The organism is Micromonospora kangleipakensis (genome assembly GCF_004217615.1).
Lineage (GTDB): Bacteria > Actinomycetota > Actinomycetes > Mycobacteriales > Micromonosporaceae > Micromonospora > Micromonospora kangleipakensis.
Genome location: NZ_SHLD01000001.1, coordinates 5,523,355 through 5,547,840 on the forward strand (window position 1 = coordinate 5,523,355; position 24,486 = coordinate 5,547,840).

Sequence of the window (24,486 nt, forward strand, 5' to 3'; positions counted from 1 at the left end):
GCCGCTGCCAGGCGCGCCAGCGGGCCGCGCCGGACAGAGATCACGAACCTGGTCCCACCACAGCGCCGACACCTTGACCACTTCGGTCTTCTTTGGGAGGTCTCAGACGCCGGAGGGGAAGGTTTCCGGCTCCCGCGCGCCGGCCCGGCCGATGTGCAGGGGGCGCACTCCCTGGGTGGCGTCGAACCAGCAGAAGGCGTCGTACCGATCGCCCAGCACGGTCGGCACGTAGTTGCCCAGCCGTTCCCGCTCCGGGTGGTAGACCACCCCGATCGCCCGATGGTCCAGCTCGTCGGTGAGCAGGTCGGGCCGGTCAGCTTGAGGGAAGACGAAGAGCGCCCGCTCGGGGGCTGACCGGTGCAGGACGTCCTCCAGGGTGCCGGTCATGGCCGGCGGCACTGCCATCAACTCGGTCGGCGCGCCCCAGACACCGCCCGCGACGACGGTGCCGTGGTGGGTGCCGAAGCCGACGAGCGTCACGTGGTCGGCGCCGTACCGCTCGCGGGCCAACTGACCGATGTTGATCTCCCCGGCGTCGGCCATGTCGGTCGCCCGGGCATCACCGACATGGGTGTTGTGCGCCCACACCACAGCCTTCGATCCGGGGCCGTAGTGGTTGAGGAGCCGGTCCAGGGTCTCGTCCATGTGCCGGTCCCGAACGTTCCAGGACTGCCGCCCACCGGCGACCATCGTCCGGTAGTAGCGTTCCGCGCCGGCCACCACCTCGGCGTTCTGCCGGGCAGCGAAGCGGGACCCCGGGTCACCGCCGGCCCGCTCGGGGTCGGCGGCCGTGGCGCGGAGCGTGACCAGCAGGTCAACGACCTCGTTCTCGCAGCTGGTGGGCACGAACCGGGTGGCCATCGCGTACTCCTGCGGGTCCTCCCGGTACGGCTCGAAACAGCGGTACGCGGCCAGCGCGGCCGGCACCAACCCTGGTTCCCGCTCGCGCAACCAGACCAGGATCTCCCGCAGCGACTCCCACAGCGAGTAGACGTCCAACCCGTGGAAGCCGACTCGACCCTCCGGATCGACGCCGGTGTTGTGCCCCCGCAACCAGCGGCAGAAGTCGACGACCTCCTCGTTGGCCCACATCCAGGTCGGCCAACGCTCGAAGGCGGCGAGCGCGTGGTACGGGTCCTCCGGCGCGTCGGCGCGGCAGCGGACGCTCCGATCGACCCGGTCACAATCCGGCCAGTCACCCTCCACGGCGACGAACGAGTAGCCCTGCTCAGCGATCAGGCGCCGGGTCAGCTCGGCCCGCCAGCGGTAGAACTCGTGGGTACCGTGGCTCGCCTCGCCCAGCATCACCACCCGGGCGTCGCCGATACGGTCCACGAGTACGTCGAGATCCCCCGCGTCCGTCAGCGGCGCGGCCAGCGCCACCACCTCATCCGAATACCGCGCCACAGTCGCTCCCATCGGTGCCGTCCCTTCCCGGCGGCTACCCGGGCCCGCGCCGGACAAACGGAAGACTCGCCGTTCGGACGCGGGCCGTACAACTGGTACACCTCACCCGCACGCCTGCTCGGCCGGTCACCGGTCCCTCGGGATCCTCCTGGTGGGCTCCCTGGCGCTGATCGCGCCTCGGGTGCCGCTGCTGGCCCAGCTGGCGCTGCTCGCCGCAGCGGTGGCTGCCATGGCGCTGGCAGACGCAACGGTCTTCCGGCACCGCCACCGACAGCTGCACGCCGCGATCCGCCCGGTCGTCAAGCAGTCCGGCGTGACGCCGAAGGAGCTGTTCTTCGACCTGATCTTCGTGTACGCGTTCCTCCAGGTCGTCGCCCTGATGGCGGAAGACCCCACCCGGCGGGGCGGGGCACGCGGGGCTCCTGGTGCTCGTCGTGCTCTGGTTCGCCTGGTGCGCGTACACCTGGCTGGCCGCGGCGGTCCGCTCGGAGAGCCCGGTGGTACGCCTGGTGATGGTGATGGTGGTCGCGGTGACTGCGGTGATCACGCTGGCAAGCCCGCAGGCGTTCAACGATGCCAGAGGTGGTCTGTCGGGACGCTGGTCTTCGTGGCCTGTTACGCGCTGATCCGGCTGCCGCACCTCGGCGCCTTCTGGCTGGTCAACCGGCAGAACCCGACGCAGCGGGCCGCGGTGGAGCGCAGCGCGTTGCCGCGGTGCAGACCGGTCTCACGGCCTTCGCGATCGCGTCCGAGTGCTGGCGGCCGGCGTAGCGGAATGTCGGCCGCAGCAGGTGGACGACGGGCGTGCGCCTGCTGTGAGCCTGTGAGTGTGTGAGCCCACTGTGAGCGGAGCGTGAGCGGGCGCCGTCAATCTTGGCCCTGATCGGCAGACCGGTGAACTCCAACTGAGAGGTCTCGGGCCATGATGCGGTGGATCGTCGGGTCAAGCGTCAAATATCAACGGCTGGTGCTCGCCATCGCCGTCGCCCTGATGGCCGTCGGCTTCGTACAGCTTCGCAACACGTCGGTCGAGGCCCTGCCGGAGTTCGGGCCGGTGCGGGTGGACGTGCAGGTCGAGGCGCTCGGGCTCTCCGCCGAGGAGGTGGAGAATCTGATCACCAACCCGATGGAGAACGAGTTCTTCAACGGGATCCCGTGGCTGGCCAAGCTCGAGTCCCGCACGCTCCCGGGATTGTCGTCGATGGAGATGACGTTCGAGCCAGGCACCGACCCGATCCGGGCCAGGCAGGTCGTGCAGGAGCGCCTGACCATGGTCGCCATGCTGCCTGCCGCCTCGTCGAGGCCGCCGCTGGTGGTGCAGCCCCTCTCGTCGACCGGTCGGCTCATGATGATCGGTCTGTCGTCCCAGGATCGCTCACTGATCGACATGTCGCTGCTGTCGCGCTGGACGATCGTGCCCCGCCTGCTGAGCGTCCCCGGCGTGGCCAACGTGGCCATCTGGGGGTTCCGCGACCGGCAGCTGCAGGTGCAGGTCGATCCCGCCAAGCTGATGCAGAACGGCGTCACGCTGGACCAGGTCCTGCGCACGTCGGCCAACGCGCTGTGGGTCTCGCCACTGACCTTCGTGGAGGCCTCGACACCCGGGCTGGGCGGTTTCATCGACACCGCCAACCAGCGGATCGAGATCCAGCACAACCAGCCGATCAAGACCGCCGCGGATCTCGGCAAGGTCACCGTTCAGGGCGCCGAGGACCGCGGGGTGCTGCTGGGTGACGTCACCCAGATCGTCGAGGACCACCAGCTCCTCATCGGCGACGCGGTCGTCAAGGACGCCCCGAGCCTCATGCTCGTGGTGGAGCGGTTCCCGGGCGCCAAGGTCGCGGACGTGACCCGGGACGTGGAGGCGGCCCTCGACGAGCTGCGACCCGCCATGCCGAACGTCCAGATCGACACGACGGTGTACCGGCCGGCCACCTTCATCGAGAAGATGGTCGACAACCTGACCACGACGCTGATCCTCGGCGCCATCCTCCTGCTGCTGGTGCTCGGTGCCTTCCTGTTCAGCTGGCGCACCGCGCTGGTCAGTCTCGTGACCATCGCAGCCTCCGTGGCGGTTACGGTGCTCGTGCTGTCCTGGTTCGACGTACCCCTCAATATGTTGTCCCTGGCGGGGCTGGTGATGGCCCTCGCCATCGTCGTGGACGACGCGGTGATCGCCGTCGACAACGTCAGGCAACGGCTGCGGCAGCGCCGCGAGGATGGCTCCGACGAGCCCCTCTCCGACACCATCCGGGGAGCCATCCTCGACGTACGCGGCCCGCTCTTGGTCGCAGCCCTGATCGCCGCGATCTCGGTCGTGCCCCTCTTCATCCTCGACGGGGTGCGCGGCGCGTTCCTCACCCCGGTCGCACAGGGCTTCCTGGCCGCCACAGTGGTCTCACTGGTGGTCGCGCTGACGGTCGCCCCCGTGCTGGCCACGCTCCTGCTCTCCCGGTCGTCGCTGCAGCACGGCCAGTCGCCGCTCGCCCGAGCGTTGGAGCGGGCGTACGGCGCGCTGCTGCCCCGGCTGCTCCGCCGGCCCGTCTGGTCCTATGCCCTGGTCGGACTCCTCGTGGTGGCGGGCCTGGCCGCTCTGCCGTTCCTCGGCTCGCGGCCGCTGTCCCCGACGCTTCAGGAGCGCGACCTGCTGATCACCTGGGAGGCGCCGCCCGGCACGTCCCGACCGGAGATGAACCGGATCACGGGTGCGCTCAGTGCCGAACTGCGGGCCGTCCAGGGAGTACGCAACGTCGGCGCCCACGCCGGGAGGGCACTGGCGTCGGACCAGGTCGTCAACATGAACTCGGGCGAGGTGTGGCTCAGTGTCGACCCGGGGGCTGACTACGGCCGGACCCTGGCCGCCGTGCAGCAGGTGGTGGACGGCTATCCCGGGGTGCAGAGCGACGTGATCACCTACTCGGACAAGCGGATCCGGGAGGTGGTGACCCGCGGTGCCACGGAGGACCTCATCGTGCGCATCTACGGCAACGACTATGCGGTGCTCAACGAGAAGGCCCAGGAGGTCCTCGGCATCATCGCCGCCATCGACGGCGTCACCGAGCCACGGGTACGGACCGCAGAGGTCGCGCCGACGGTGGAGATCGAGGTCTCCGTCGCCAAGGCCGCGAAGTACGGCCTCAAGCCGGGCGACGTGCGCCGGGCGGCCGCCACCCTCGTCTCGTCCACGGTCGCGGGCAACCTCTTCGACGACCAGAAGGTGTTCGAGGTCGTCGTGTGGGGCGTCCCCGCGGTGCGCCAGAACATGTCCACCATCCAGAACCTGCTGATCGACGCGCCGGTCGGTGGCCGGGGCGGCGGCCCGACCCAGGTGCGCCTGGCTGATGTCGCCGACGTCAGAATCGTGGCGAAGCCGGAGGTCATCACACACGACCAGGTCTCCCGCAGCATGGACGTCGTCGCAAACGTGCGCGGGCGTGGTCTGGGTGCCGTGACGAGCGAGGTCAAGGACCGGCTCGCGCAGGTGACCTTCCCCCGTGAGCACCATCTGGAGGTGCTCGGCGAGGGGCAGGCACGGGCCAGTTCAGACCTCCGGGTGTGGACCTTCGTGATCGGCGCCGTGATCCTGATCTTCTTCCTGCTGCAGGCCGGCTTCGGTAGCTGGCGGGTGGCGTCGCTGTACTTCCTGCTCCTGCCGACGGCGCTGGCGGGCGGGCTGCTGCTGGCGGCCATCGACCGGTCGGCCGTCTCGGTGGTCGCGCTGCTGGGGCTGCTCACCGTGCTGGCCATGGCCGTTCGGGGCGGCACGCTGCAGATCATGCGGTACCAGCGGTTGGAAGAGGAAGGCCACCCGCCAGGTGCCGAGCTGGTCGAGCGCGGGTCACGGCAGCAGTTCATCCCGGCCGTGACGGGCATCCTGGCGGCGGGGCTGGCTCTGCTTCCCATGGTGATCTACGGCAGCGTCTCCGGCCTCGAGATCGTGAGCCCGCTCGCCCTGATCATCCTTGGTGGCCTGGTCACGACCGCGCTGCTGAACCTGCTCGTCCTGCCCGTGCTGTATCTGCGGTTCGCCGTCCGGTCTCCATCGGTGGCCCGGTCGGAGCCCCGGGCCGGATCGATACCCACGCCCAGGCCAGAACCCGGTGCGGCGGGCAAGGAAACCCCTTCAAGCCCGGCTCCGGCCTGATCGGAACCAGGAGAGTCCCATGCACAGACAAGGAGGCGACCACATGCGACACAGTGGTCGGTGGATCGCAGCGATCCTGATCACGCTGGGCTTGGCGGCCTGCACGACGCCCGCCTCGAACACCTCGGGTGGCCACAAGGAGAGCCCGGCCAGGGTCGAGGCGATGCCGGGCAAGGACGTCAAGCAGGTGACGCTGACCGAGCAGGCGGCGCGCCGGGTGGGCATCGCGACGGTCACGATCGGCGCGGCGCGGACCGCACCGCCGGTCGGGCCGACCCCGTCGCCGGGCCCGCCGGCGACTGTGGTGCCGTACTCGGCAGTGCTCTACGACCCGAACGGCGTGGCCTGGGTCTATACGGTTCCTCAGCCGTTGACCTATGTCCGGGAGAAGGTCGTGGTGGCGACCGTGGGCGGGGCGAGCGGGACCGACGCGTTCCTTGCCCAGGCACCGCCAGCGGGGACCACGATCGTGACCACCGGCGCGATCGAACTCTGGGGCGCCGAGCTCGGGGTCGGCAAGTAGTCCATCCAGTCGCTACGAGGGTAGGGACCCCACGCCATGATGCGTTGGATCATTGGAACGAGTCTGAAGCTCCGGTTCCTCGTGGTTGTCGGGGCCTCGATGTTGATGTTCTTCGGCGTCCTGCAGATTCGCGACATGCCCGTCGACGCGTTCCCCGAGTTCGCGCCGCCGAGGGTGGAGATACAGACGATCTGCATCGGACTGTCCGCGCAGGACGTCGAGGAGCTTGTCTCCGTCCCGCTTGAGCAGGGGCTCACCGGGATCGAGGGCCTGGACGTGATGCGCTCCAAGTCGGTCTCCCAGCTCTCCTCGATTATCCTGATCTTCAAGCCGGGGACCGACCTGATGGCGGCCCGCCTGCTGATCCAGGAGCGCCTCACCGCCATCACTCCCAGACTGCCGCGCTGGGCCAACTCCCCCTTCATGATCCAACCGCTGTCGTCGACCAGCCGGGTGATGAAGATCGGGATATCCCAGGCGGACAAGTCCGACGCCGCCCACGTCGACATGGCGCTGCAGGCCTACTGGACGGTCCGGCCCCGCCTGATGCGGGTACCCGGGGTGGCGAACGTGGCCATCTGGGGCGATCGGTGGCACGTCAAGCAGGCCCTCGTCGATCCCGAGCTCATGAAGCAGCACAACGTCACGCTGGCCCAGGTCATGGAGGCCGCCGGAGACGCGGTGGACGTGGGTCAGCTGAAGTTCAACGGCGGGTTCGAGATCGGCACCGGCGGGTGGGTCGACACCGCCAACCAGCGGCTCCAGGTGCAGCACCAACTGCCCGCCCTGACCGGGCAGCAACTGGCCGAGATCCCCATCGAGGTGCCGAAGGGCGCCAAGCCGGTCTACCTGAAGGACGTCGCCTACATCACGGACGACATCATGCCGCCGTCCCTGCTCACGGGGGACGCGGTCATCAACGACGGCCCCGGCCTCATGCTCATCGTCGAGAAGCTGCCCTGGGGCAACACCCTCGAGGTGACCCGCGGGGTGGAGGCCGCGCTGAAGGAGATGGCGCCCGGCATGCAGGGCCTCGACGTCGATACCGAGATCTTCCGGCCGGCGACCTTCATCGAGACCTCGGTCGAGAACCTCGGTCGGGCGATGGTCATCGGATTCATCCTGGTGGTCCTGATCCTGGTGCTCTTCCTCTTCGAGTGGCGGGTCGCGCTGATCAGCGCCATTTCGATCCCGCTCTCCCTCGTCGCGGCGGGACTCGTCCTGCACTGGACCGGGGCCACGATAAATACCATGATCCTGGCCGGGCTGGTGATCGCCCTCGGCGTGCTCGTCGACGACGCCATCATCGACGTTGAGAACATCGTCCGCCGCATCCGCCAGCACCGGCGAGCGGGCAGCACGAAGTCGACCGCCGCCATCGTCCTCGACGCGTCGGTGGAGGTCCGTGGTCCCATCGTCCAGGCCACGATGATCATCCTGGTCAGCACGGTCCCGATCTTCCTGCTCACCGGGCTCACCGGCTCGTTCTTCCGGCCCATGGCGTTCGCCTACGGGCTGGCCATCCTGGCCTCGCTGCTGGTGGCCCTGACGGTGATCCCGGCGCTCGCCCTGATGCTGCTGGCCCGGTCACCGATCGAGCGGCGGGAATCGCCGCTGGTGCGCTGGCTCCAGCGCGGCTATACCGCGTCGCTGGCACGCATCATCCCGCGTCCCGCCTTCGCCTACGCGACCGTCGTACTCGTCCTGGCGGGCGGCGTCATGGTGGTACCGATGCTGGGACAGAACCTGTTCCCCGCGTTCAAGGAGCGGGACTTCCTGATGCACTGGGTGACCCAGCCCGGCACCTCGCGTGAGGAGAGTGTCCGCATCACGGAACAGGTCAGCAGGGAACTGCGGGCGATCCCCGGGGTCCGGAACTTCGGCGCCCACATCGGGCAGGGCACGTTGGCCGACGAGGTCGTCGGCATGAACTTCACCGAGAACTGGATCAGCATCGACCCGAAGGTCGACTACGACAAGACTCATGACGCCGTGCAGAAGGTGGTCGACGGCTATCCCGGCCTGCAGCGCGATGTGCAGACCTATCTGAAGGAGCGCACGAAGGAGGTGCTCACCGGCTCCAGCGACGCCATCATCGTCCGCATCGTCGGCGACGACCTCGACGTGCTTCGCAACAAGGCCAACGAGGTCAAGGACCTCGTCGCCGGGATCGACGGCATCATCGACGAACACGTGACGCTGCAGACCACAGTTCCCCAGGTCGACGTCCAGGTCGACCTGGCCAAGGCGGCCCGGTACGGGATCAAGCCCGGCGACGTACGCCGAACGGCCGCCACGTTCATCGCCAGCGAGGAGGCGGGCGACATCTGGCGGAACGGCAAGAACACCGAGGTGCACGTGTGGAGCGTGCCGAGTGCCCGGTACAGCATCGAGAGCGTCCGTAACCTCCTTTTGGACGCGGCGGACGGGAGCAAGGTCCCCGTGGGCGAGCTGGCCGAGGTCAAGATGGTGCCCACGCCCAACCAGGTCCTGCGGGAGAATGGATCGCGGTATATCAACGTGGGCGCCAATGTGGCCGCGGGGAAGGCCTTGGGCGACGTCGCGGCCGAGGTTGAGCGCCGCCTGGCGACGGTGGACTTCCCGCCCGGCTACCACCCACAACTGCTCGGTGAGTACAAGGAGGCGACGAGCGCCCAGGACCGGCTGCGGCTCTTCGCCGGCGTCGCGGTGATCGGGATCCTGTTCCTGCTGACCACCGCCTTCAACAGCTGGCGGCTGTCGTTCCTCGTCCTCCTCACGCTGCCCATGGCTCTGGTGGGCGGGATCCTCGCGGCATACGTCGGTGGCGGCATCCTTTCGCTCGGCTCGCTCGTGGGATTCTTCACCGTGCTGGGCATCGCCGCGCGTAACGGCATTCTCATGATCAACCATTTCCAGTATCTCGAGCGGGAGGAAGGGGAAAGCTTCGGCCGAAACCTCGTCCTCCGTGGCGCGAAGGAGCGACTCTCGCCGATCCTCATGACCTCGTTGGCGACCGGGCTCGCCCTGGTTCCCCTGGCCATCGAGGGCAGCCTGCCCGGTCACGAGATAGAACACCCGATGGCGGTGGTGATTCTGGGTGGCCTGTTCACCTCGACTCTGCTGAACCTGTTTGTCCTCCCGTCGCTCTATCTGCGTTTCGGCCGACCCAAGGATTCGTCCACGCGCCGGCCGCTTGCCGGGCGGTTATGGCCCATGGCCCTGCGGTCCGGAAGGTCCCATGCCTGACCGGTCCGGCGGGCTCTCGGCCCAGCTACGACGAATCGCCGTGGTTGCCGACGGGTCCGCCGGGCCGCTGCGGTCACGGCAGGTCAAGTGCAGGATCGCCGCGAAGGATCGCCCTCTCCAGCTTCTGCAGCTGCGGCGATGGGTCGAGTCCGAGCTCGTCGACCAGCCGACTCCGCGCGAGCCGGTACGCGACCAGCGCGTCGGCGGCGCGGCCGGCGCGGTACAGGGCCAGCATGAGCTGCGCGAGCAATCGTTGGCGGTACGGATACTGCCCGGCGTACTCGGCGAGTTCGTCCAATACGGCCTCGTGCCGGCCGAGCCGCAACTGCGTGTCCAGCCACTCCTCCACAGCCGTCAACCGCGCTTCCTCCAGCCCCCGGCACAGATCTTCGACTCGCGGGGTCGCCACGTCGGCCAGCGGGGGTCCGTGCCACAGATCGAGCGCACGCCGCAACATCGCCGCCTTCTCCAGGTCCTCCGTCTCAAGACGAGCCACGGTGAGGAGAGCGCGGAAGCGGTGGGCGTCCACACTCATCGGGTCGGCTCGCAGGAGATACGTCGGGCCGCGGGTGGTGATCTTTACGCCTTCACGATCCGCTCCGGCCATGGCCAGGGCGGTGCGGAGTTGCGAGACGCGGACGTGGATGGCATGACGTGCGGTCGGGGGCGGCGATTCAGGCCATGTCAGGTCAACGAGGCGGTCGAGCGGCACAAGCTGATTCACGTTCAGCGCGAGGATCGCCAGCATAAGCCGCTGTTGGCGTGGCCCGAGATCGACCTGTCGATCACCCGCCCATGCCTCCACTGCACCCAAGAGCCGGAACTCCACAACCCCCTCCCCCCGTGATGCGTCTACACCTCCTCCGCCTCGCTGCGCAGGGTCTCGGATCCAGGCCGTCGATGCTTGTGATGAAACGGTTGTTCGGTCGATTGGCCCCGTTCTCTGTATTCCGCCGACACCAGTCACAAGTGGTATGCACTCGCCAGCCGTCGAAAGCACCTAAAGTAGGATATAACAGAATGCGCATATGAATGTCAAGGTTTAAGTATAAATTGCGACACTAGAGGCCGATTCAGTCTGTGTTCGCGGGTAAAAGCGAGTAATCATCAGAAATTCGGTCACCCGCACCACAGTTTCATTGCCTACCAAGACGCGCATTTCCGCAACAGGCAGGTGCACGTGCCCCGCCTTGCCCTCCTCACAAGGTGCGTTTGCCATAAAGGGGGATTCGCCGGGTCTTTCCCAGCAAGGCGGTCAATTAGCGCGCGGGTAGGCGGATGACGAACCGTGCGCCGCGAGGCGCGTCCTCGACGTCTATCGAGCCTCCGTGTGCGTCGATGATCTCTCTCGCGATGGCCAGACCGAGACCGGTGCCGCCCGTGCGACGGCTCCGGTCATCGTCGAGGCGCGTGAATCGCTCGAAGACGCGCTTCCGGTCCGCGGGCGGAATCCCCGGCCCGTCGTCGTGGACGATCAACGTGACCCGGCGGTCGTCGCTGCCGAGCTCGACCCTGATCAGGGACGAGGCATGGTGCTCGGCGTTGTCGAACAGATTGCGTACGGCCCGGGTCAGGTCGTCGCGACGGCCGTCGACGGCAGCCGCCGAGACCGCGCCGGTGTCGACCCGCAGGTGGCCGCCGCCCCGGATCCGGGCCGCCTCGGCCAGGACGATGTCGTCGAGGTCGACGGGACGGGCTGGGGGGCGGGGAACGCCGGCGTCCGCCCGTGCGAGGAAGAGCAGGTCCCGGACCAGCCGCTCCATGCGACGGTTCGCCGCGAGCAGGTCGGCGGCGGTTTCGTTCCATCTGGTGCGGTCAGGGTGGGCGAGCGCGACCTCCAGATCGGTGCGCGCCGCGGCGAGCGGGGTCTGCAGCTCGTGCGAGGCGTCCGCGACGAAGCGGCGTTGACGCTCGGCGGCGGCATCCAACCGGTCGAGCATCATGTTCATCGTGCCCGCGAGCCGACTGATCTCGTCGTCCGTGGCCGGCACGGACACGCGCCGGTCGAGGGAGCGTTCGGAGATGTCGGCGACCTCGGCCCGGATGGCGTCCACCGGCCGCAGGGTGCGACCCGCGACCGTCCAGGTCGTGACGGCGACGAGTGCCAGCAGCAGTGGAGCACCGGTGGCAAGGGCGCCCTGGAGAACGTCGACGACGTCATCGACCGGGGAAAGACTCGCCGCAACGTAGACGGTCACCGGCCCTTCGGGCGTAGCCGTGGGCAGCGCGATGACCCGGTAGCTGCCGGCCTCGCCGAACGGAAGGCCGTCCACTGTGCGAACCTCGGACCCCGCCCCGGGAGGGCGGAACCGGGCGAGAGACTGATCGCGCTGAAGTCCGGCGGTGGCGGCCACCACCCGGCCGGCGCCGTCCACGACCTGGGCGATGCTTCCGTCGTCACCCTCGACGGCCAGCTCCGTGGGGAGTGTGCCCTGGCGGGCCAGGGTCGCGACGTCGTGCGCACGTACCCTCGCAATGTCGTCGACGCGTTCGACCAGCGAAAATCGCAGAAACATCACCAGGCTCACGGCGGTGACCACGAGGGCGACACCGACGACGATCGTGGCGGCCACGGTGGTACGGGCGCGCACCGTCGTGAGGCGTGCCCGAGGCCGGGGGTTTTCAGCCGCCATCGGGGTCCAGTCGGTAGCCGACGAGACGGACGGTCTGGATCGCGGATCGACCGAACGGCTCGTCGATCTTCCTGCGTAGGTGCCGGACGTAGACCTCGACGATGTTCGGGTCGCCGTCGAACGCGAAGTCCCAGACGTGGGCGAGGATGGTGCCCTTGGAAAGCACTTCGCCCGGACGCCGCATGAGGAACTCGAGGAGGGCGAACTGGCGCGGAGTGAGTGAGACCTCCGTTTCCCCACGCCAGACCCGGTGGGCGGCGGGGTCGAGCCGCAGGTCGCCGACATTCAGCGTGGCCGGGCGCTCCCGCGAACCCCGGCGCAGCAGCGCCCGAATTCTGGCGACCAGTACGACATAGGAGAACGGCTTGGACAGGTAGTCATCGGCTCCGGTATCGAGAGCTTCCGCCTCGTCCAGCTCGCCGTCCTTGGCCGTGAGCATGAGAATCGGGGTCCAGTTGCCGGCCTCACGCAACTCGGCGCACACCTGGAAGCCGTTCTTGCCGGGAAGCATGATGTCGAGAACGATGACGTCGAAGTCGCCGTCCGTGGCCCGCCAGAGGCCGTCGATGCCGTCGAGTGCGACCTCAGCAGCGAACCCCTCGGCCTCCAGTCCACGCTTGACCGACCGGGCGAGGTGCTTGTCGTCCTCGACCACGAGGATGCGCACTCCCCAAGTGTGCCACTCGCCGGCTTACTGCCCGCTGAAGCCGCCGACGCAGACCTCCGGCTTCGTCCGCGTTCAGCCGGTCTTCAGCCAACCCGCCGTACAGTCGCCATGACGTCCTGGTCGAACGGACCGCGGGTGGCGCGCCGCCACCTCGCACGGCGAGAGAGGGGGACGCTCATGGCCAGCGTGCAGCTCGAGGCGGTGCGGCTCACCAAGCGGTTCGGGGACCGTACGGCGGTTGACGGGTTGAGCTTCACGGCACGGCAAGGCGAGGTCGTGGGACTGCTCGGGCCGAACGGGTCGGGCAAGACGACCACCATCCGATTGCTCACCACGGTGCTCGCGCCGACGAGCGGGGAGTTCTCGGTGGCTGGGGTTCCCTGCACCCGGCCGGGCGAGATTCGCCGGCGGATCGGCGTGCTGCCGGAAAGCAGCGGCTATCCCGGACACCAGACGGGCGAGGAGTACCTGCGCTACCACGCGCGGCTGTTCGGCCACGGCCGTCCGGACGCCGTGCGGGCCGCCGAGCGGCTACTGGCGGAGGTAGGCCTGGCCGAGCGTGGCTCGTCGCGGATCTCCACGTACAGCCGCGGCATGCGGCAGCGGCTGGGTATCGCACGGGCGCTGGTCAACGATCCCGCTGTCGTGTTCCTCGACGAGCCGACGCTCGGGCTCGACCCGGCCGGGCAACGTCAGATGCTGGCGATCGTCCGCGAGATCGCGGCGGGCAGAGGAGCCACCGTCATCCTCAGCACCCATACCCTTCCGGACGTCGAGGAGATCTGCACGAGCGTGCTGATCCTCCACAAGGGGAAGATCCTCGTCTCCGGCACCTTCGGCGAGGTCACCCGCGCTGTCCCCACCCAGCAGTACGCGCAGATGCGCGTCCCGATCGAGTTGGTCGGTCGGGCCCGGCAAGCGCTCGCGGGCGTCGCCGACCTGATGACAGAGCCCGCCGACGAACGTCCCGACATCCTCAGGATCTCCCTGAACGGACGGCCGGCCGCAGACCAGGGCGGCACGGATACCGGGATGAACGCAGCACTGCGGGCGGTGCTGAGCGCCGACGTGCCGGTCCTGTCCTTCGAGGTCGAAGGCGCGCGACTCAGCGACGCGTTCCTAGCCATGACCGGGGAGGGTGTCCGGTGACGACGGGTCTGAGCGGGCGGGTCCGGAGCGCCGAACCCAGCGCGGGCGGGGTTCGCGGCGATGGCCCGGGTTGGCGGGTCGTCGCCGAACAGGAGTGCCGCGATCTGTGGGTGAGCGGGCGCGGCCCGGTGTTGGTCTTCGCGTTCAGCGTCGTCCTGAGCGTCATGACCTACCTTGCCGGTACCAATCAGGTGCTCAACTTCCTCGAGCAGCGGGAGGCGGTGAACCTCACCCTGCAGGTTGCGGTGGCGATCGGCGTCCTCGTCACGCTGGTGGTCAGCGCCGACGCGATCAGCGGGGAGCGGGAGCGGGGCACGCTGGAGAGCCTGCTGCTCGCACCCGTCTCCCGCCGGGCGATCGTGCTGGGGAAGATGGCCGCCGCCTTGTCGCTCTGGCTCGCGACCTTCGTCGTGAGTGTGCCGTACCTGTGGGTGCTCGGACGCGGAGTGTCCATCGTCGGGCAGGCGCTGCTGCTGGGCCTGCTCGTCGGCACGCTGCTGGCGGTCGCGCTCGCCGCGCTCGGTCTGCTGATCAGCGCCATTTCGAGTTCCAACAAGGTCAGTCTCGCAATAAGCCTGTTCCTGCTGTTGGCGTTCTTCGCGCCGACCCAGTTGCCCGGCGGCACGCCGAGGGGCTGGTTCGGAGACGTCCTCGTCCGGCTCAACCCGGTCGACGCGGCGCTGCACTACCTGACGGCTGTGCTCGTCAACGGGCACGCCTGGACGCGGGACCTGTCCTACCTGATCTCTCCGCTACTCACCGCGGTACTGGCCGGGGGCGTCCTGGTTGCCGCCGGCACCCGGATCGTCAGGCTGTATGGAGGGGTGAGCGGAGCATGAAGACAGGGCTGGCCCTCGCCGGGCTGTTACTGGCGCTGACGGCTCCCGTCGGCCTGACCGCTGCGGCGGCAGCCGCTCCGCCGCCACTGCCGGGCGTCGTCGAGGTCGTATTGGAGCAGAGCCGACTCAACACGGTCGTTGGTGAGAGGTTGACGCTTGAGTCCCGCGTGGTCAACTCGGGTGACGCGCCGACCGACCGGCTGGTGGCCCACCTCAACGTCGCGAGCCTGGACGGCGTCTACGTCGACCTCGAGGACTGGTCGGCGGACGTGACCCGGGAAGTTCCGCCGGTGGCGCCGGGCAGCAGCACGTCGCTGTCCTGGCAGTTCCAGGCCGTCAACACCGGCAGTTTCGACGTCTACGTCGTGCTCATGCCCGGCGGCGACTCCACGGCGGGTACCGGCCCGCTCGTGGTGAGCCAGCCGGTACACGTGGCGGTGGCCGGAAAGCGGACCCTGACCGCAGCGGGCTCGCTGCCGGTTGCCATCGTCGTTCCGGTCGTGCTCGGTCTGGTGGCCGCAGCTGCCAGATATCGCATTCGGCGTACGAGTTGACAGGAGGAACTCACCCTCGGATTCAGGACTCCGTTTGTGGCAAGGGTGAGGAAGGTTTCGATGCCGTCCGCGCTGGTGGGATGGGCCTCGTAGACGACCGAGTCGATCCCGGCCTTCTGCAGGGCCATGGCTGCGGCCGGACCGGCGACGCCGCCGCCGATGATCAAGGCGGTGCGGTGGGTCATGACTGCTGTCCTTCGTCGATGGCGGGCTGTTCGGCCAGCCCTGGTATCCGGCGTCGACCTGGCTTTCACCTGTGCGAGCCACGGGAAAAGGTCGCGGATGCCGGCCCTCAGCGCGGTCTGCAGGGCTGAGCGGCCGCTGCGGGTAGCCCGGGCAGCTCCAGCGCCGCGGGCCCACCATCGCTAGAACCTTCAGCGGCCGCTGGGTGGTGCGTAGATCCTGCTCGTCAAGCGTCCCAGGCGTGCAGGAACGAGTGCGGGGTGATCTCCTTCCAGCCCGGCATCCCGGCCGTCCTTGGCCAGGCGCTTGACAATCGGGCCTTCACCGCCGACGGCGTCAAAGGTGTAGGCGCCGGACGAGGTGGGGGCGGGTAGGGAGCATGCCCGGCGCTGGCACGAACCGGTGCCGGGGTTGCTCGGGGCCTTCGTGTATAGCAACCCGGGCGGCCCGGTCAGGTGATGGTGTCCCCGGACGGCTGTCGTCGACGTCGGCCCGTCGAGGCCGGGGCCGGCGGTCAGGCCACCGTGAGCAGCAGCTTGCCTGGGAAGGAGGTCTGCAGGCGACGGTGCGCTTCCGCCGCCTGCCCAAGCGGGAACTTCTCGGCGACGTGCACCTGGAAGGGTCCCGCCTCGATGAGCTCGTTGAGGCGCTGCAACTGCCGGGGGCCGGTCTCGCCGTCGTACGCCCGGACCGTCACGCCGGGCCGCTCGCTCGGTTCCGGTTGCACCCCGTGGGGGTACCCGAGCACGCCACCGTCGCGCAGCGCCTCGGTGAGCTTGTCCAGCGTCTCGCCACCGGCCATCGCCAGCAGGCCGTCGACGCCGTCCGGCGCCACCTCCCGGATCCGCCCGAGCACCTCGGCGAGGTCACCGTGACCGTCGAGGGCCACGTCGGCGCCGAGCCGGGTCACCAGCGCCACGCCCTCCGCCCCGGACGCCACGGCGACCACGTTGAGCCCCTGCCGCTTGGCCAACTGCACGGCCAGGTGGCCCTGCCCGCCGCTCGCGCCGAAGATCAACACCCACGCGCCGGCGGACAGGCCGAGCATGTCCAGACCCGACAAGGCGGTCAGCGCGTCGGTGGGCATGGCCCCCGCGTGCTCCACCGGCAGCCCCGCCGGCAGCTTCGCGACGTACTGCGCCTTCGTCGCCGCGTATTCGGCGTAGAAGCCGCCCTTCGGCCGGGTGTAGCCGTACACGTAGACCACGTCGCCCACGGCGACGTTGGTCACCTGCCGGCCGACGGCGGCGACGCTGCCGGCGGCGTCCGCGCCGGGCACGATCGGGAACGAGGTGCCCTCGGGCACCAGCGTGCCCTCCCGTTCGAAGGCGTCCCAGACCCCCACGCCGGCGCTCCACACCTTGATCAGCACCTCGTCGTCGGCGATCTGTGGCACCGGCAGGATACGCAGGGTGATCACCCCCGGGCCGCCGAACTCGTCGAGGGCCGCGGCCTGCATCCGCTCGGGCACATCGCCGTCTGCCATCTGGAATTCCTCTCCGCCCCGGCGGCCACCGGCATCGTCGAACGCAGCATGCCCTGCCCCCGTCGCCGTCGGTCGCTGCCCGAGCGCCGTTCACCCGGTCGGGCTACCGGCCGCCAACGCGCCGGACCCGCGCCGCGGACGCGTCCGGTGACAGGCGAAGCACGGTCTGCCGCCCTGCCCCGTCACCACTCGGCGACCCCGACCGGCGGATGGACCCGTCGCGACCGCATGGGCGAGGAGTACACACCATCCGACCGCGCTGCGGCCACACCCTAACGAACCTGACGTGGTCTGGTACCGGTTCGAGCGTCACACGATGCCCGGTAGCACAGCTCGATCAACACGGACACCGTAACCTCGAAGCGGTGGGCCGTGCGGTACGCCGAGCACGGTGCGGCCGCGATGACGGACCGGTCGTCGCGCCCGCACCACAGCCCGGCCAAGACTGGCCGGTCGGTGGTGCGCAAGATCGTGCACCTGCGCTGGAAACAGCGCCTCGGGCCGGTGCAGATCGCCGGCCAGCTGGCGATGCCGGCCTCGACCGTGCACGCCGTGCTGACCCGCTGCCGGATCAACCGGCTGACGCACATCGACCGCGCCACCGGCGAGCCGATCCGTCGCTAAGAGCACGACCATCCATGGTGTATGACGTACACAATCATGAGGCGTGATGTCTCCACGCCACGTATCCGCAGGTACGTAGGCTGGTCTCGGCCCGTGAGACCTTCCACCGGGCCAACTCCGTCAACTGCCGTCGGTGCACCTTTCACGGATCGGTGCCCTGTTTCCGTCGTACTGGTTGGTAACGCGACCCAGCCCATCACCGGCAGACAGGAAGTGGTTCGATCATGAAGATCGTCGTCATCGGCGGCAGCGGCCTCATCGGCTCCAAGCTCGTGGACAGCCTCGGTGCGCAGGGCCACGAGGCGGTGCCGGCGTCACCGAAGACCGGCGTGAACACGCTGACCGGCGAAGGCGTGGGCGAGGTGCTCGACGGTGCCGACGTCGTCGTCGACGTGTCGAACTCTCCCTCGTTCGAGGACGCCGCGGTGCTGGAGTTCTTCGAGACGTCCACCCGGAATCTCCTCGCCGCCGCGGCGGACGCCGGGGTGGGGCACTACGTGGCGCTCTCCGTCGTGGGCAGCGACCGGCTTCCGGACAGCGGGTACATGCGGGCGAAGGTCGCCCAGGAGAAGCTCATCGTCGCGTCCGGGATCCCGTATTCGCTGGTGCACGCCACGCAGTTCTTCGAGTTCGTCCAGGGCATCGTCGACGCCGCCACGGACGGCGACACCGTACGCCTCGCGCCGGTGCTCATTCAGCCGATGGCGGCCGACGACGTCGCGACGGCGGTGGCCGAGGTCGCGGTCGGTGCGCCGACGAACGTGGTCGAGGTCGCCGGGCCGGAGCAGTTCCGCCTCGACGAGCTGGGCCGATCCGTTCTCGCCGCCCGTCACGACCCGCGTTCGGTGGTGACCGACCCCGCCGCCCGCTACTTCGGCGCCACGCTGGGCGAACGCTCACTCGTTCCCGCCGACGGCGCCCGCGTCGCCCGTACCCGCCTCGACGACTGGCGCGCGCAGGCGGCCCGCGAGCAGTAACCCGCTACGTCGGCGCGGCGGTCGGATCCGTCGGCTTGCCGAGGCGCTCCACCAGCACCCGCGCCGCCTCGGTGAACGGCTCGTCGGACTCGCCCGGCCAGTGTCCCTGGCCGCCGCGGCGCGGTGCCGGCCGCGGCGGGAGATCAGGGTGACCAGGCCCGCGACGATCAGCGTGATCAGTACCGCGCGGAAGAAGCCGAAGATCGCCCAGGTGTACGCCCGCGGCGGGCCGGTGGCCAAGGGTTGTTGCGGCAGGTGTGCGCCCGCGCGGATCATGGACAGGGCGTACTTCTGGCCTCGCCTGCAGCCGGGCTCTCGCCTGGTCTCGTGCGGCCGATGCTCTCGCCGTACTCCAGATACCAGGATCACGCCACCCCGCCCCGGCGGGGAAGAGCCGACAAGGTGCGTCTGAGGCATCGCGCATGTTGGCTCTGCCCAGGCGTCCGTTACCCGTAAGGGCACCCCGATGTGGTGTGATCTCAAGGCATGAAGGTCAGGGTCGTCGGCGCCGGTGTTGTGGGCTTGACCAGTGCACTCCGCCTGGCGCAAACCGGTCATGAGGTCGACGTAGTTGCCGCGAAGATGGGGAAGAGCACCACATCGTCGGTCGCCGCGGCACTCTGGTATCCCTACCGCGCGTACCCGGAGGCGGACGTAACCCGATGGTCGGCGACCACCTACCAGGTGCTGCGCGGCCTGACCTCCGATCCCTCCGCCGGCGTGCGGATGCGCCACGGGCGGGAGTTGTTCCGTCGGCACGCCTCCGACCCGTGGTGGCGGGATGCGGTTCCCGAGCTGGGTCGGGTTGCCGGCGAGCGACTGCCAGCCGGCTACGTCGACGGTTACGAACTGAGCGTTCCGGTGGTGGACATGGCGGTGCATCTGCCATGGCTGCTCGGCCAGTTGGAAACGGCGGGGGTCGCCGTACGGGCCCAATACGTGGATGATCTAGCCCACGCGTTCGAGGACGTGGACACCGTGGTGAACTGCACCGGACTGGGATCCAGAAAGTTGATCCACGACGAGACCCTCACACCGGTACGGGGACAGGTGATCGTCGTCGCACAGTTCGGCCTGACCGAATGGCTACTCGACCAGAACGATCCCGAACAACTGATCTACGTCGTACCCAGGAGCGACACCGTGCTGCTCGGCGGCACCGCCGAGGAGGGCGACGAGGATCTAACCGTCAGGCCGCAAACGATCACCGACATCCTGAAACAGTGCACCGAGCTGGTGCCCGCGCTCGACAAGGCCCGCATCCTCAGCCATCGCGTGGGCCTACGTCCTGGGCGCCCGACCGTGCGGCTGGAAACCGAGTTCATCGACCGCGGTCCGGTGGTGCACTGCTATGGCCACGGTGGCGCCGGAGTCACACTGTCCTACGGCTGCGCCGAGGACGTCGCCAAACTCGTATCAGGACTGTCCTGACCGCTGTGAGCCCGGCGTCGCAGCGGTGCCGCCTTACCGTCATTCGGTGCGCGGCCGTTAGGGTCGCGAGGTGAGTCAGGGCGGCGAGCATGACACGGAGCAGCCCTTGGCCGGGGGTCGTTTGACGGCTGGTGTGGTGCGGGTCGGAGACACGGCCCGCCGCCCGGCGTCGCCGGCGTCGCGTTACGTGGCGCGACTGCTGACTCATCTCGTCAGGAAGGGTTTCGACGGCTGCCCTCAGCACCTGGGGTGGGACCAATACGGCCGTGACATCTTGTCGTTCGTGCCCGGCCACGTTCCTCCACGATGGCAGCACTTCACCGACGACCAGGTCGGACAGGCAGCGACGCTGCTGCGACAGCTGCACGATGCCACGCGAGACTTGATGCCCAGCCTCCGGGAGGAGGTGGTCTGCCATCACGACCCCGGTCCGAACAACACGGTCTTCCGCGACGGCCAGCCGATCGCCTTCATCGACTTCGACTTCGCGGCGCCAGGCCACCCGCTCGAGGACGTGGGGTACATGGCGTGGGCCTGGTGCATCTCGTCACGGCCCGATCGGGGACCCGCGACAGAACAGGCCCGCCAGGTGCGGATCCTGGCGGACGCCTACGGCTTGAGCCCGATCGACCGTGACCGTCTACCTGCCGCCATCGGCGAGCGCTTACGCCGCAACGAGGCGTTCTGGCGAGACATCCTCGACGACGAAGCGGCCTCGGTCCCTCGCGCACGCCTTGGCGAGGTGCTCGCCTGGACCCGACGCGAATTGGCCTACACCGAGGCCAACCGAAAGACGTTTATCGCCGCACTCAATTCGGCATGAGTTGCAGCCGGGCCCAATCATGCACCGGCCGGAAGTCGACACCTTCGGAGCAGCCGAAGAGGTCACCGAGCAGGAAGTCCTGATCAATCGATATTGATGTCGAGCCGCCAGCCCACGCACGTCGCCCTCGTACAGGTCGGCGACGAGCGGGAGTCCGCATTCCTCGACTGGGCGCAGCGCGAACTGCTGCCTGCCCTGCTTGAGGTTGGCTGACAGGCGCACGGCACACTGGTGGCATGACGCGAGGCATTGCCCTGGTCCGGCGACCCAGCGGCCGGCTGGCCGAGGGGCTGGTCACCCACATCGAGCGCAGCGACGTGGACGTCGCGCAGGCCCGGCGTCAGCACGAGGCGTACCGGGCCGCGCTCGCCGAAGCCGGCTGGCAAGTGCGCGAGGTCGCCCCCGCCGACCACTGCCCCGACTCGGTGTTCGTCGAGGACACCGTCGTGGTCTGCGAGGGCCTGGCGGTGATCACACGGCCGGGCGCGCCAGAGCGCCGTCCGGAGATCCCCGGCACGGAGAAGGCGGTACGAGAGGCCGGGCTGGAGGTCGTACGCATCGAGGCTCCCGGGACGCTGGACGGCGGCGACGTGCTGCAAATCGGCACCACGGTGTACGTGGGTCGAGGCGGCCGCACCAACGGTGAGGGCGTGGCCCAGCTGCGTGCCCACCTGGCGACCCGCGGGCGCACGGTGATCCCGGTCCCGCTGCGCGACGTGCTGCATCTCAAGTCGGCCGTGACCGCGCTGCCCGACGGCACCCTCCTCGCGCTGCCGGAACTGCTCGACACGACCGCGCTCCGACAGCCGGTGCGCCCTGTCGACGAGGAGGCCGGCTGCCACGTCGTACCGGTCGGTGATGACCTCGTGCTGCTGGCCGCGTCGGCGCCGCGCACCGCGGCGTTCGTGGCGGACCTCGGCTTCACACCGGTCGTCGTCGACATCGGCGAGTACGAGAAGCTTGAGGGCTGCGTCACCTGTCTGAGCGTGCTGATCCCCGGGGTCTGACCCACGCCCCAGCCGGACTCGGTCGGCGGCAGTTGCGGACGTTCCACTCGCTCGCATGCAGTCGAGTCGCACTGCTCGACGGGCGCAGAGGCATGCCGATTGCTAGTGTCGTGCGTCAGAAATTCGCCTACAAAAGCGTGCCAGTGATTCGAGGATCTCCTCGGCGGTTTTGGTCCAGGTGAAGGGCCTGGGGTTGGTGTTCCAGTCTGCGATCCAGGTGCGGATGTCGGCTTCCAGGCTGTGAACGCTCTTGTGGGCGCCGCGGCGGATCTTCTGCTCTGTGAGGTAGCCGAACCAGCGTTCGACCTGGTTGATCCAGGAGGAACCGGTCGGTGTGAAGTGCATGTGGAAGCGGGGATGGCGGGCCAGCCAGGCCCGCACGGCGGGGGTCTTGTGGGTGCCGTAGTTGTCGCAGACCAGGTGCACGTCCAGATCGGCTGGGACGGCCTTGTCGATCGTGGCCAGGAACTTCTTGAACTCGGTCGCGCGGTGCTGGCGGTGCAGTTCGCCGATGACGGTGCCGTCGGCGATGTTGAACGCGGCGAACAGGCTGGTGATGCCGTTGCGGACGTAGTCGTGGGTGCGCCGTTCGGGCATGCCGGGCATCATCGGCAGCACCGGCTGGGACCGGTCCAGGGCCTGGATCTGCGACTTCTCATCCACGCAGAGCACCACGGCCCGTTCGGGCGGGTTGTGGTAGAGCCCGACCACGTCGACGACCTTCTCGATGAACTGCGGATCCGTGGAGAGCTTGAACGTGTCGGCCAGATGCGGCTTGAGGCCGAAGTCCCGCCAGATCCGCCCGACGGTGGACTTCGACAGTCCGGACCTCTCCGCCATGGAGGTACGCGACCAGTGGGTGGCGTTACGTGGCGTCTGCTCCAAGGTGGCGACGACGACCTCTTCGACCCGGTCCACACCGATGGACGCAGGACGGCCCGGTCGCGGCTCATCGATCACTCCGTCCAGGCGCAGCTTCAAAAATCGCCGACGCCATTTGCCCACCGTGGACAGATGAACGCCCACAGCCGCCGCCACATCAGTGTTCGAGCCGCCATCGGCACAGGACAGAATGATCCGGGAACGCATCGCGAGGACCTGCGCCGTCTTCGCCCGCCGCGACCATCGGGTCAACGTCGCACGTTCTTCATCAGTCAACGTCAGCGGCGGGGTGGGACGCCCAGTCCTCGGCATCCCACCACCATACCCACTTATCAGACGAATTTCTGACGCACCACACTAGTGCTCTGACCACAAACGTCGGCCGGGTTGGTCGGGGTTGGGAAATGTCGTAGGGCTGGTGTTGGCTTCGGTTCGTGCCTCGCCGTCGGGATCCCGCCGCTCCGCGGGTGGTGCATCCCACCGCGCGTGTCGCGTTGCGGGTGACGCCGGGTCAGCGGCGGCGGTGTTTCGGGCTGCTGCGCTCGGCCGGTGACGTGTGGGCGTGCGTGTTGGAGGTCAACGCGGGGCGGTGCCGGCGCCGGGACGCGCCGCTGGTGGGCTATCAGCAGTTGTGTCGGGAGCTGTCCGCGTCGGGGCCGGGCACCTTCGGAGAACTGGACACCACAGGTGCCCGGTCGGTGTTGCGCCGGTTCTCCGATGCGTGGTTCGCGGCGGCGAAACGCCGCAAGGACGGTGACCTGTCGGCCCGGTTCCCCGTCGCCGGCGGGGGTTGGTACCGGTGCGCTGGTACCACGGCACGTTCACCCTCGACGGGCGTTGGGTCCGGATCCCGACCGCGAAAGGTACGTCGCCGTTGTGGGTGCGCCTGGCGCGCGACGTGCCGTATCCGGTCGAGCAGGTCCGGTCGGTCACCCTGCTGTGTGAGGGTGGCCGCCTGTTCCTGGACGTGACCGCTGAGGTGCCGGTGGCGGTCTACCCGCCCGGTGAGCAACCGGATCCGGCCCGGGTGGGCGGGGTGGATCTGGGGATCATCCACCCGTACGCCGTGGCCGGCCCGGACGGGGAGGGGTTGTTGGTGTCGGGGCGGGCGATCCGCGCCGAGCACCGCATGCACCTGGCCGACACCAAAGCCCGCCGCCGCGCCGTGGCACGTCGGGCGCCGAAGCGGGGTGAGAAGGGGTCGCGGCGGTGGCGGCAGTACCGGCGTCGGGCACGCCTGGTGGAGGGCCGGCACCGGCGGCGGGTGCGGCAGGCCCAGCACGAGGCCGCCCGCAGCGTGGTCTCGTGGGCGGTGGGTCAGCGGGTGGGTGTGTTGCACGTCGGTGATCCCCGCGGAGTGTTAGACCTTCCTGTCGGGCGGCGGCACAACCTGCGGTTGCGGCAGTGGCAGATCGGCCGGCTCCTGCAGGTCCTCACCGACAAGGCCACCCTCGCCGGGATCACCGTTCGGCTGGTCGACGAACGCGGCACGTCGTCCACCTGCCCCGCCTGCCGAATGCGGGTATCGAAGCCGCGTGGGCGGACCTTGTCCTGCCCGCACTGCGCATTTTCCGGGCACCGCGACCTGGTCGCGGCCGCCAGCATCGCCACCCGTGTTCCGGGCGGCGGATCCACCACCCCGGCAGCTGTTGTGCTGCCGGAGGTGGTCACGCACCGTCGAGCCGGTCGGCATCTGCCCGGTGCCGGCCGGTCCCGACGTGACCCCCGCCGCCCAGCCTGGGCGGCGCGAGGATCGGTTGGCCCGCGGAGGCCCGCCCCACCACCAGGTGGGGAGTCGCTCGCCCAACAGGCGAGGATCCACAACACCCACCGCAAACCCGGTGAACGTTAGTGGACACCGCACTAGATCAATGGGCCATCGGGCTCGCTGTGCGCGACTATGAGCACGCCATGCGATGCGGTGGGAGA

General features: G+C 69.0%; 18 protein-coding genes and 2 pseudogenes. 13 read left to right on the plus strand and 7 right to left on the minus strand.

From position 1 onward, the window contains the following. Nucleotides 1-102 precede the first annotated feature (102 nt). A complete protein-coding gene (locus EV384_RS26480; RefSeq protein WP_130337485.1) occupies nt 103-1,419 on the minus strand; it encodes an erythromycin esterase family protein in 1,317 nt (438 codons plus the stop codon). 413 nt (nt 1,420-1,832) lie between these two features. Here EV384_RS26480 and EV384_RS26485 point away from each other — a divergent pair, with 413 nt between their 5' ends. The 4 genes from EV384_RS26485 (at nt 1,833) to EV384_RS26505 (ending at nt 9,302) form a co-directional block, all read left to right on the plus strand. Next, complete coding sequence (locus tag EV384_RS26485; RefSeq protein ID WP_165440076.1) at nt 1,833-2,033, plus strand: low temperature requirement protein A; 201 nt, start codon at nt 1,833-1,835, stop codon at nt 2,031-2,033. Nucleotides 2,034-2,329: 296 nt separating this feature from the next. Beyond that, the gene (locus EV384_RS26495; RefSeq protein WP_130337489.1) at nt 2,330-5,551 is read left to right on the plus strand and encodes an efflux RND transporter permease subunit; all 3,222 of its coding nucleotides are present in this window, start codon (nt 2,330-2,332) and stop codon (nt 5,549-5,551) included. Between the two features lie 43 nt (nt 5,552-5,594). Beyond that, a complete protein-coding gene (locus EV384_RS26500; protein ID WP_130337491.1) occupies nt 5,595-6,074 on the plus strand; it encodes a hypothetical protein in 480 nt (159 codons plus the stop codon). 36 nt (nt 6,075-6,110) lie between these two features. Continuing rightward, nucleotides 6,111-9,302: an efflux RND transporter permease subunit gene (locus EV384_RS26505; protein WP_130337493.1), complete on the plus strand. Its 3,192-nt coding sequence runs from the start codon at nt 6,111-6,113 to the stop codon at nt 9,300-9,302. A gap of 73 nt (nt 9,303-9,375) precedes the next feature. On the opposite strand, the gene EV384_RS26510 is transcribed toward EV384_RS26505, so the two are convergent. The 3 genes from EV384_RS26510 to EV384_RS26520 all read right to left on the minus strand — a co-directional run bounded on the left by EV384_RS26510 (nt 9,376) and on the right by EV384_RS26520 (nt 12,602). Continuing rightward, nucleotides 9,376-10,131: an AfsR/SARP family transcriptional regulator gene (locus EV384_RS26510; protein ID WP_130337495.1), complete on the minus strand. Its 756-nt coding sequence runs from the start codon at nt 10,129-10,131 to the stop codon at nt 9,376-9,378. 430 nt (nt 10,132-10,561) lie between these two features. Beyond that, the gene (locus EV384_RS26515; protein ID WP_165440077.1) at nt 10,562-11,893 is read right to left on the minus strand and encodes a sensor histidine kinase; all 1,332 of its coding nucleotides are present in this window, start codon (nt 11,891-11,893) and stop codon (nt 10,562-10,564) included. A gap of 31 nt (nt 11,894-11,924) precedes the next feature. Continuing rightward, nucleotides 11,925-12,602, minus strand: a complete 678-nt coding sequence (locus tag EV384_RS26520; RefSeq protein ID WP_130337499.1) for a response regulator transcription factor — start codon at nt 12,600-12,602, stop codon at nt 11,925-11,927. Nucleotides 12,603-12,779: 177 nt separating this feature from the next. On the opposite strand from EV384_RS26520, the gene EV384_RS26525 reads away from it, so the two are divergent. The 3 genes from EV384_RS26525 to EV384_RS36445 are packed head-to-tail and all read left to right on the plus strand — an operon-like array spanning nt 12,780 to nt 15,144. Then, nucleotides 12,780-13,751 carry an ABC transporter ATP-binding protein gene (locus tag EV384_RS26525; protein WP_130337501.1) on the plus strand — a complete coding sequence of 324 codons (972 nt, stop codon included), beginning with the start codon at nt 12,780-12,782 and terminating at the stop codon, nt 13,749-13,751. Continuing rightward, nucleotides 13,748-14,590, plus strand: a complete 843-nt coding sequence (locus tag EV384_RS26530; RefSeq protein ID WP_130337502.1) for an ABC transporter permease — start codon at nt 13,748-13,750, stop codon at nt 14,588-14,590. Before EV384_RS26525 ends, EV384_RS26530 begins: the two co-directional genes overlap by 4 nt. Further along, complete coding sequence (locus tag EV384_RS36445) at nt 14,587-15,144, plus strand: hypothetical protein (protein ID WP_242624304.1); 558 nt, start codon at nt 14,587-14,589, stop codon at nt 15,142-15,144. Before EV384_RS26530 ends, EV384_RS36445 begins: the two co-directional genes overlap by 4 nt. An 89-nt stretch (nt 15,145-15,233) precedes the next feature. Here EV384_RS36445 and EV384_RS36920 read toward each other — a convergent pair. Together EV384_RS36920 and EV384_RS26540 are read right to left on the minus strand one after the other, a co-directional pair. Beyond that, nucleotides 15,234-15,329, minus strand: a pseudogene (locus EV384_RS36920) (hypothetical protein); the annotation flags it as partial. A gap of 512 nt (nt 15,330-15,841) precedes the next feature. Next, nucleotides 15,842-16,813, minus strand: coding sequence for a quinone oxidoreductase family protein (locus tag EV384_RS26540; RefSeq protein WP_207232467.1), 972 nt, complete (start codon nt 16,811-16,813; stop codon nt 15,842-15,844). Nucleotides 16,814-17,167: 354 nt separating this feature from the next. Between EV384_RS26540 and EV384_RS26545 the strand changes: the two are divergent. From EV384_RS26545 to ddaH, 5 genes and pseudogenes are all read left to right on the plus strand, one after another. Continuing rightward, nucleotides 17,168-17,497: pseudogene (locus EV384_RS26545) on the plus strand (IS481 family transposase); the annotation flags it as partial. A 164-nt stretch (nt 17,498-17,661) separates the two neighbouring features. After that, nucleotides 17,662-18,414: an SDR family oxidoreductase gene (locus EV384_RS26550; protein ID WP_130337506.1), complete on the plus strand. Its 753-nt coding sequence runs from the start codon at nt 17,662-17,664 to the stop codon at nt 18,412-18,414. Nucleotides 18,415-18,900: 486 nt separating this feature from the next. Beyond that, on the plus strand, nt 18,901-19,845 hold the full coding sequence (locus EV384_RS26555; RefSeq protein WP_130337508.1) for an FAD-dependent oxidoreductase: 945 nt from the start codon (nt 18,901-18,903) through the stop codon (nt 19,843-19,845). Between the two features lie 70 nt (nt 19,846-19,915). Continuing rightward, nucleotides 19,916-20,668: a phosphotransferase gene (locus EV384_RS26560; RefSeq protein WP_130337510.1), complete on the plus strand. Its 753-nt coding sequence runs from the start codon at nt 19,916-19,918 to the stop codon at nt 20,666-20,668. Nucleotides 20,669-20,904: 236 nt separating this feature from the next. Beyond that, nucleotides 20,905-21,675: a dimethylargininase gene (ddaH, locus tag EV384_RS26565; protein WP_130337512.1), complete on the plus strand. Its 771-nt coding sequence runs from the start codon at nt 20,905-20,907 to the stop codon at nt 21,673-21,675. 102 nt (nt 21,676-21,777) lie between these two features. Here the strand turns inward: ddaH and EV384_RS26570 are convergent, their stop codons facing one another. After that, a complete protein-coding gene (locus EV384_RS26570) occupies nt 21,778-22,869 on the minus strand; it encodes an IS630 family transposase (RefSeq protein ID WP_130330592.1) in 1,092 nt (363 codons plus the stop codon). A gap of 487 nt (nt 22,870-23,356) precedes the next feature. On the opposite strand from EV384_RS26570, the gene EV384_RS26575 reads away from it, so the two are divergent. Next, a complete protein-coding gene (locus EV384_RS26575; protein WP_165440078.1) occupies nt 23,357-24,409 on the plus strand; it encodes an RNA-guided endonuclease InsQ/TnpB family protein in 1,053 nt (350 codons plus the stop codon). Nucleotides 24,410-24,486: the final 77 nt, after the last annotated feature.

What these genes read in the sequence shown, in the direction of transcription:
- EV384_RS26480 (WP_130337485.1), bottom strand. Translation starts at nt 1,419, where the DNA reads ATGGGAGCGACTGTGGCGCGGTATTCGGATGAGGTGGTGGCGCTGGCC.
- EV384_RS26495 (WP_130337489.1), top strand. Translation starts at nt 2,330, where the DNA reads ATGATGCGGTGGATCGTCGGGTCAAGCGTCAAATATCAACGGCTGGTG.
- EV384_RS26500 (WP_130337491.1), top strand. Translation starts at nt 5,595, where the DNA reads ATGCGACACAGTGGTCGGTGGATCGCAGCGATCCTGATCACGCTGGGC.
- EV384_RS26505 (WP_130337493.1), top strand. Translation starts at nt 6,111, where the DNA reads ATGATGCGTTGGATCATTGGAACGAGTCTGAAGCTCCGGTTCCTCGTG.
- EV384_RS26525 (WP_130337501.1), top strand. Translation starts at nt 12,780, where the DNA reads ATGGCCAGCGTGCAGCTCGAGGCGGTGCGGCTCACCAAGCGGTTCGGG.
- EV384_RS36445 (WP_242624304.1), top strand. Translation starts at nt 14,587, where the DNA reads ATGAAGACAGGGCTGGCCCTCGCCGGGCTGTTACTGGCGCTGACGGCT.
- EV384_RS26540 (WP_207232467.1), bottom strand. Translation starts at nt 16,813, where the DNA reads ATGGCAGACGGCGATGTGCCCGAGCGGATGCAGGCCGCGGCCCTCGAC.
- EV384_RS26550 (WP_130337506.1), top strand. Translation starts at nt 17,662, where the DNA reads ATGAAGATCGTCGTCATCGGCGGCAGCGGCCTCATCGGCTCCAAGCTC.
- EV384_RS26555 (WP_130337508.1), top strand. Translation starts at nt 18,901, where the DNA reads ATGAAGGTCAGGGTCGTCGGCGCCGGTGTTGTGGGCTTGACCAGTGCA.
- ddaH (WP_130337512.1), top strand. Translation starts at nt 20,905, where the DNA reads ATGACGCGAGGCATTGCCCTGGTCCGGCGACCCAGCGGCCGGCTGGCC.
- EV384_RS26570 (WP_130330592.1), bottom strand. Translation starts at nt 22,869, where the DNA reads ATGCCGAGGACTGGGCGTCCCACCCCGCCGCTGACGTTGACTGATGAA.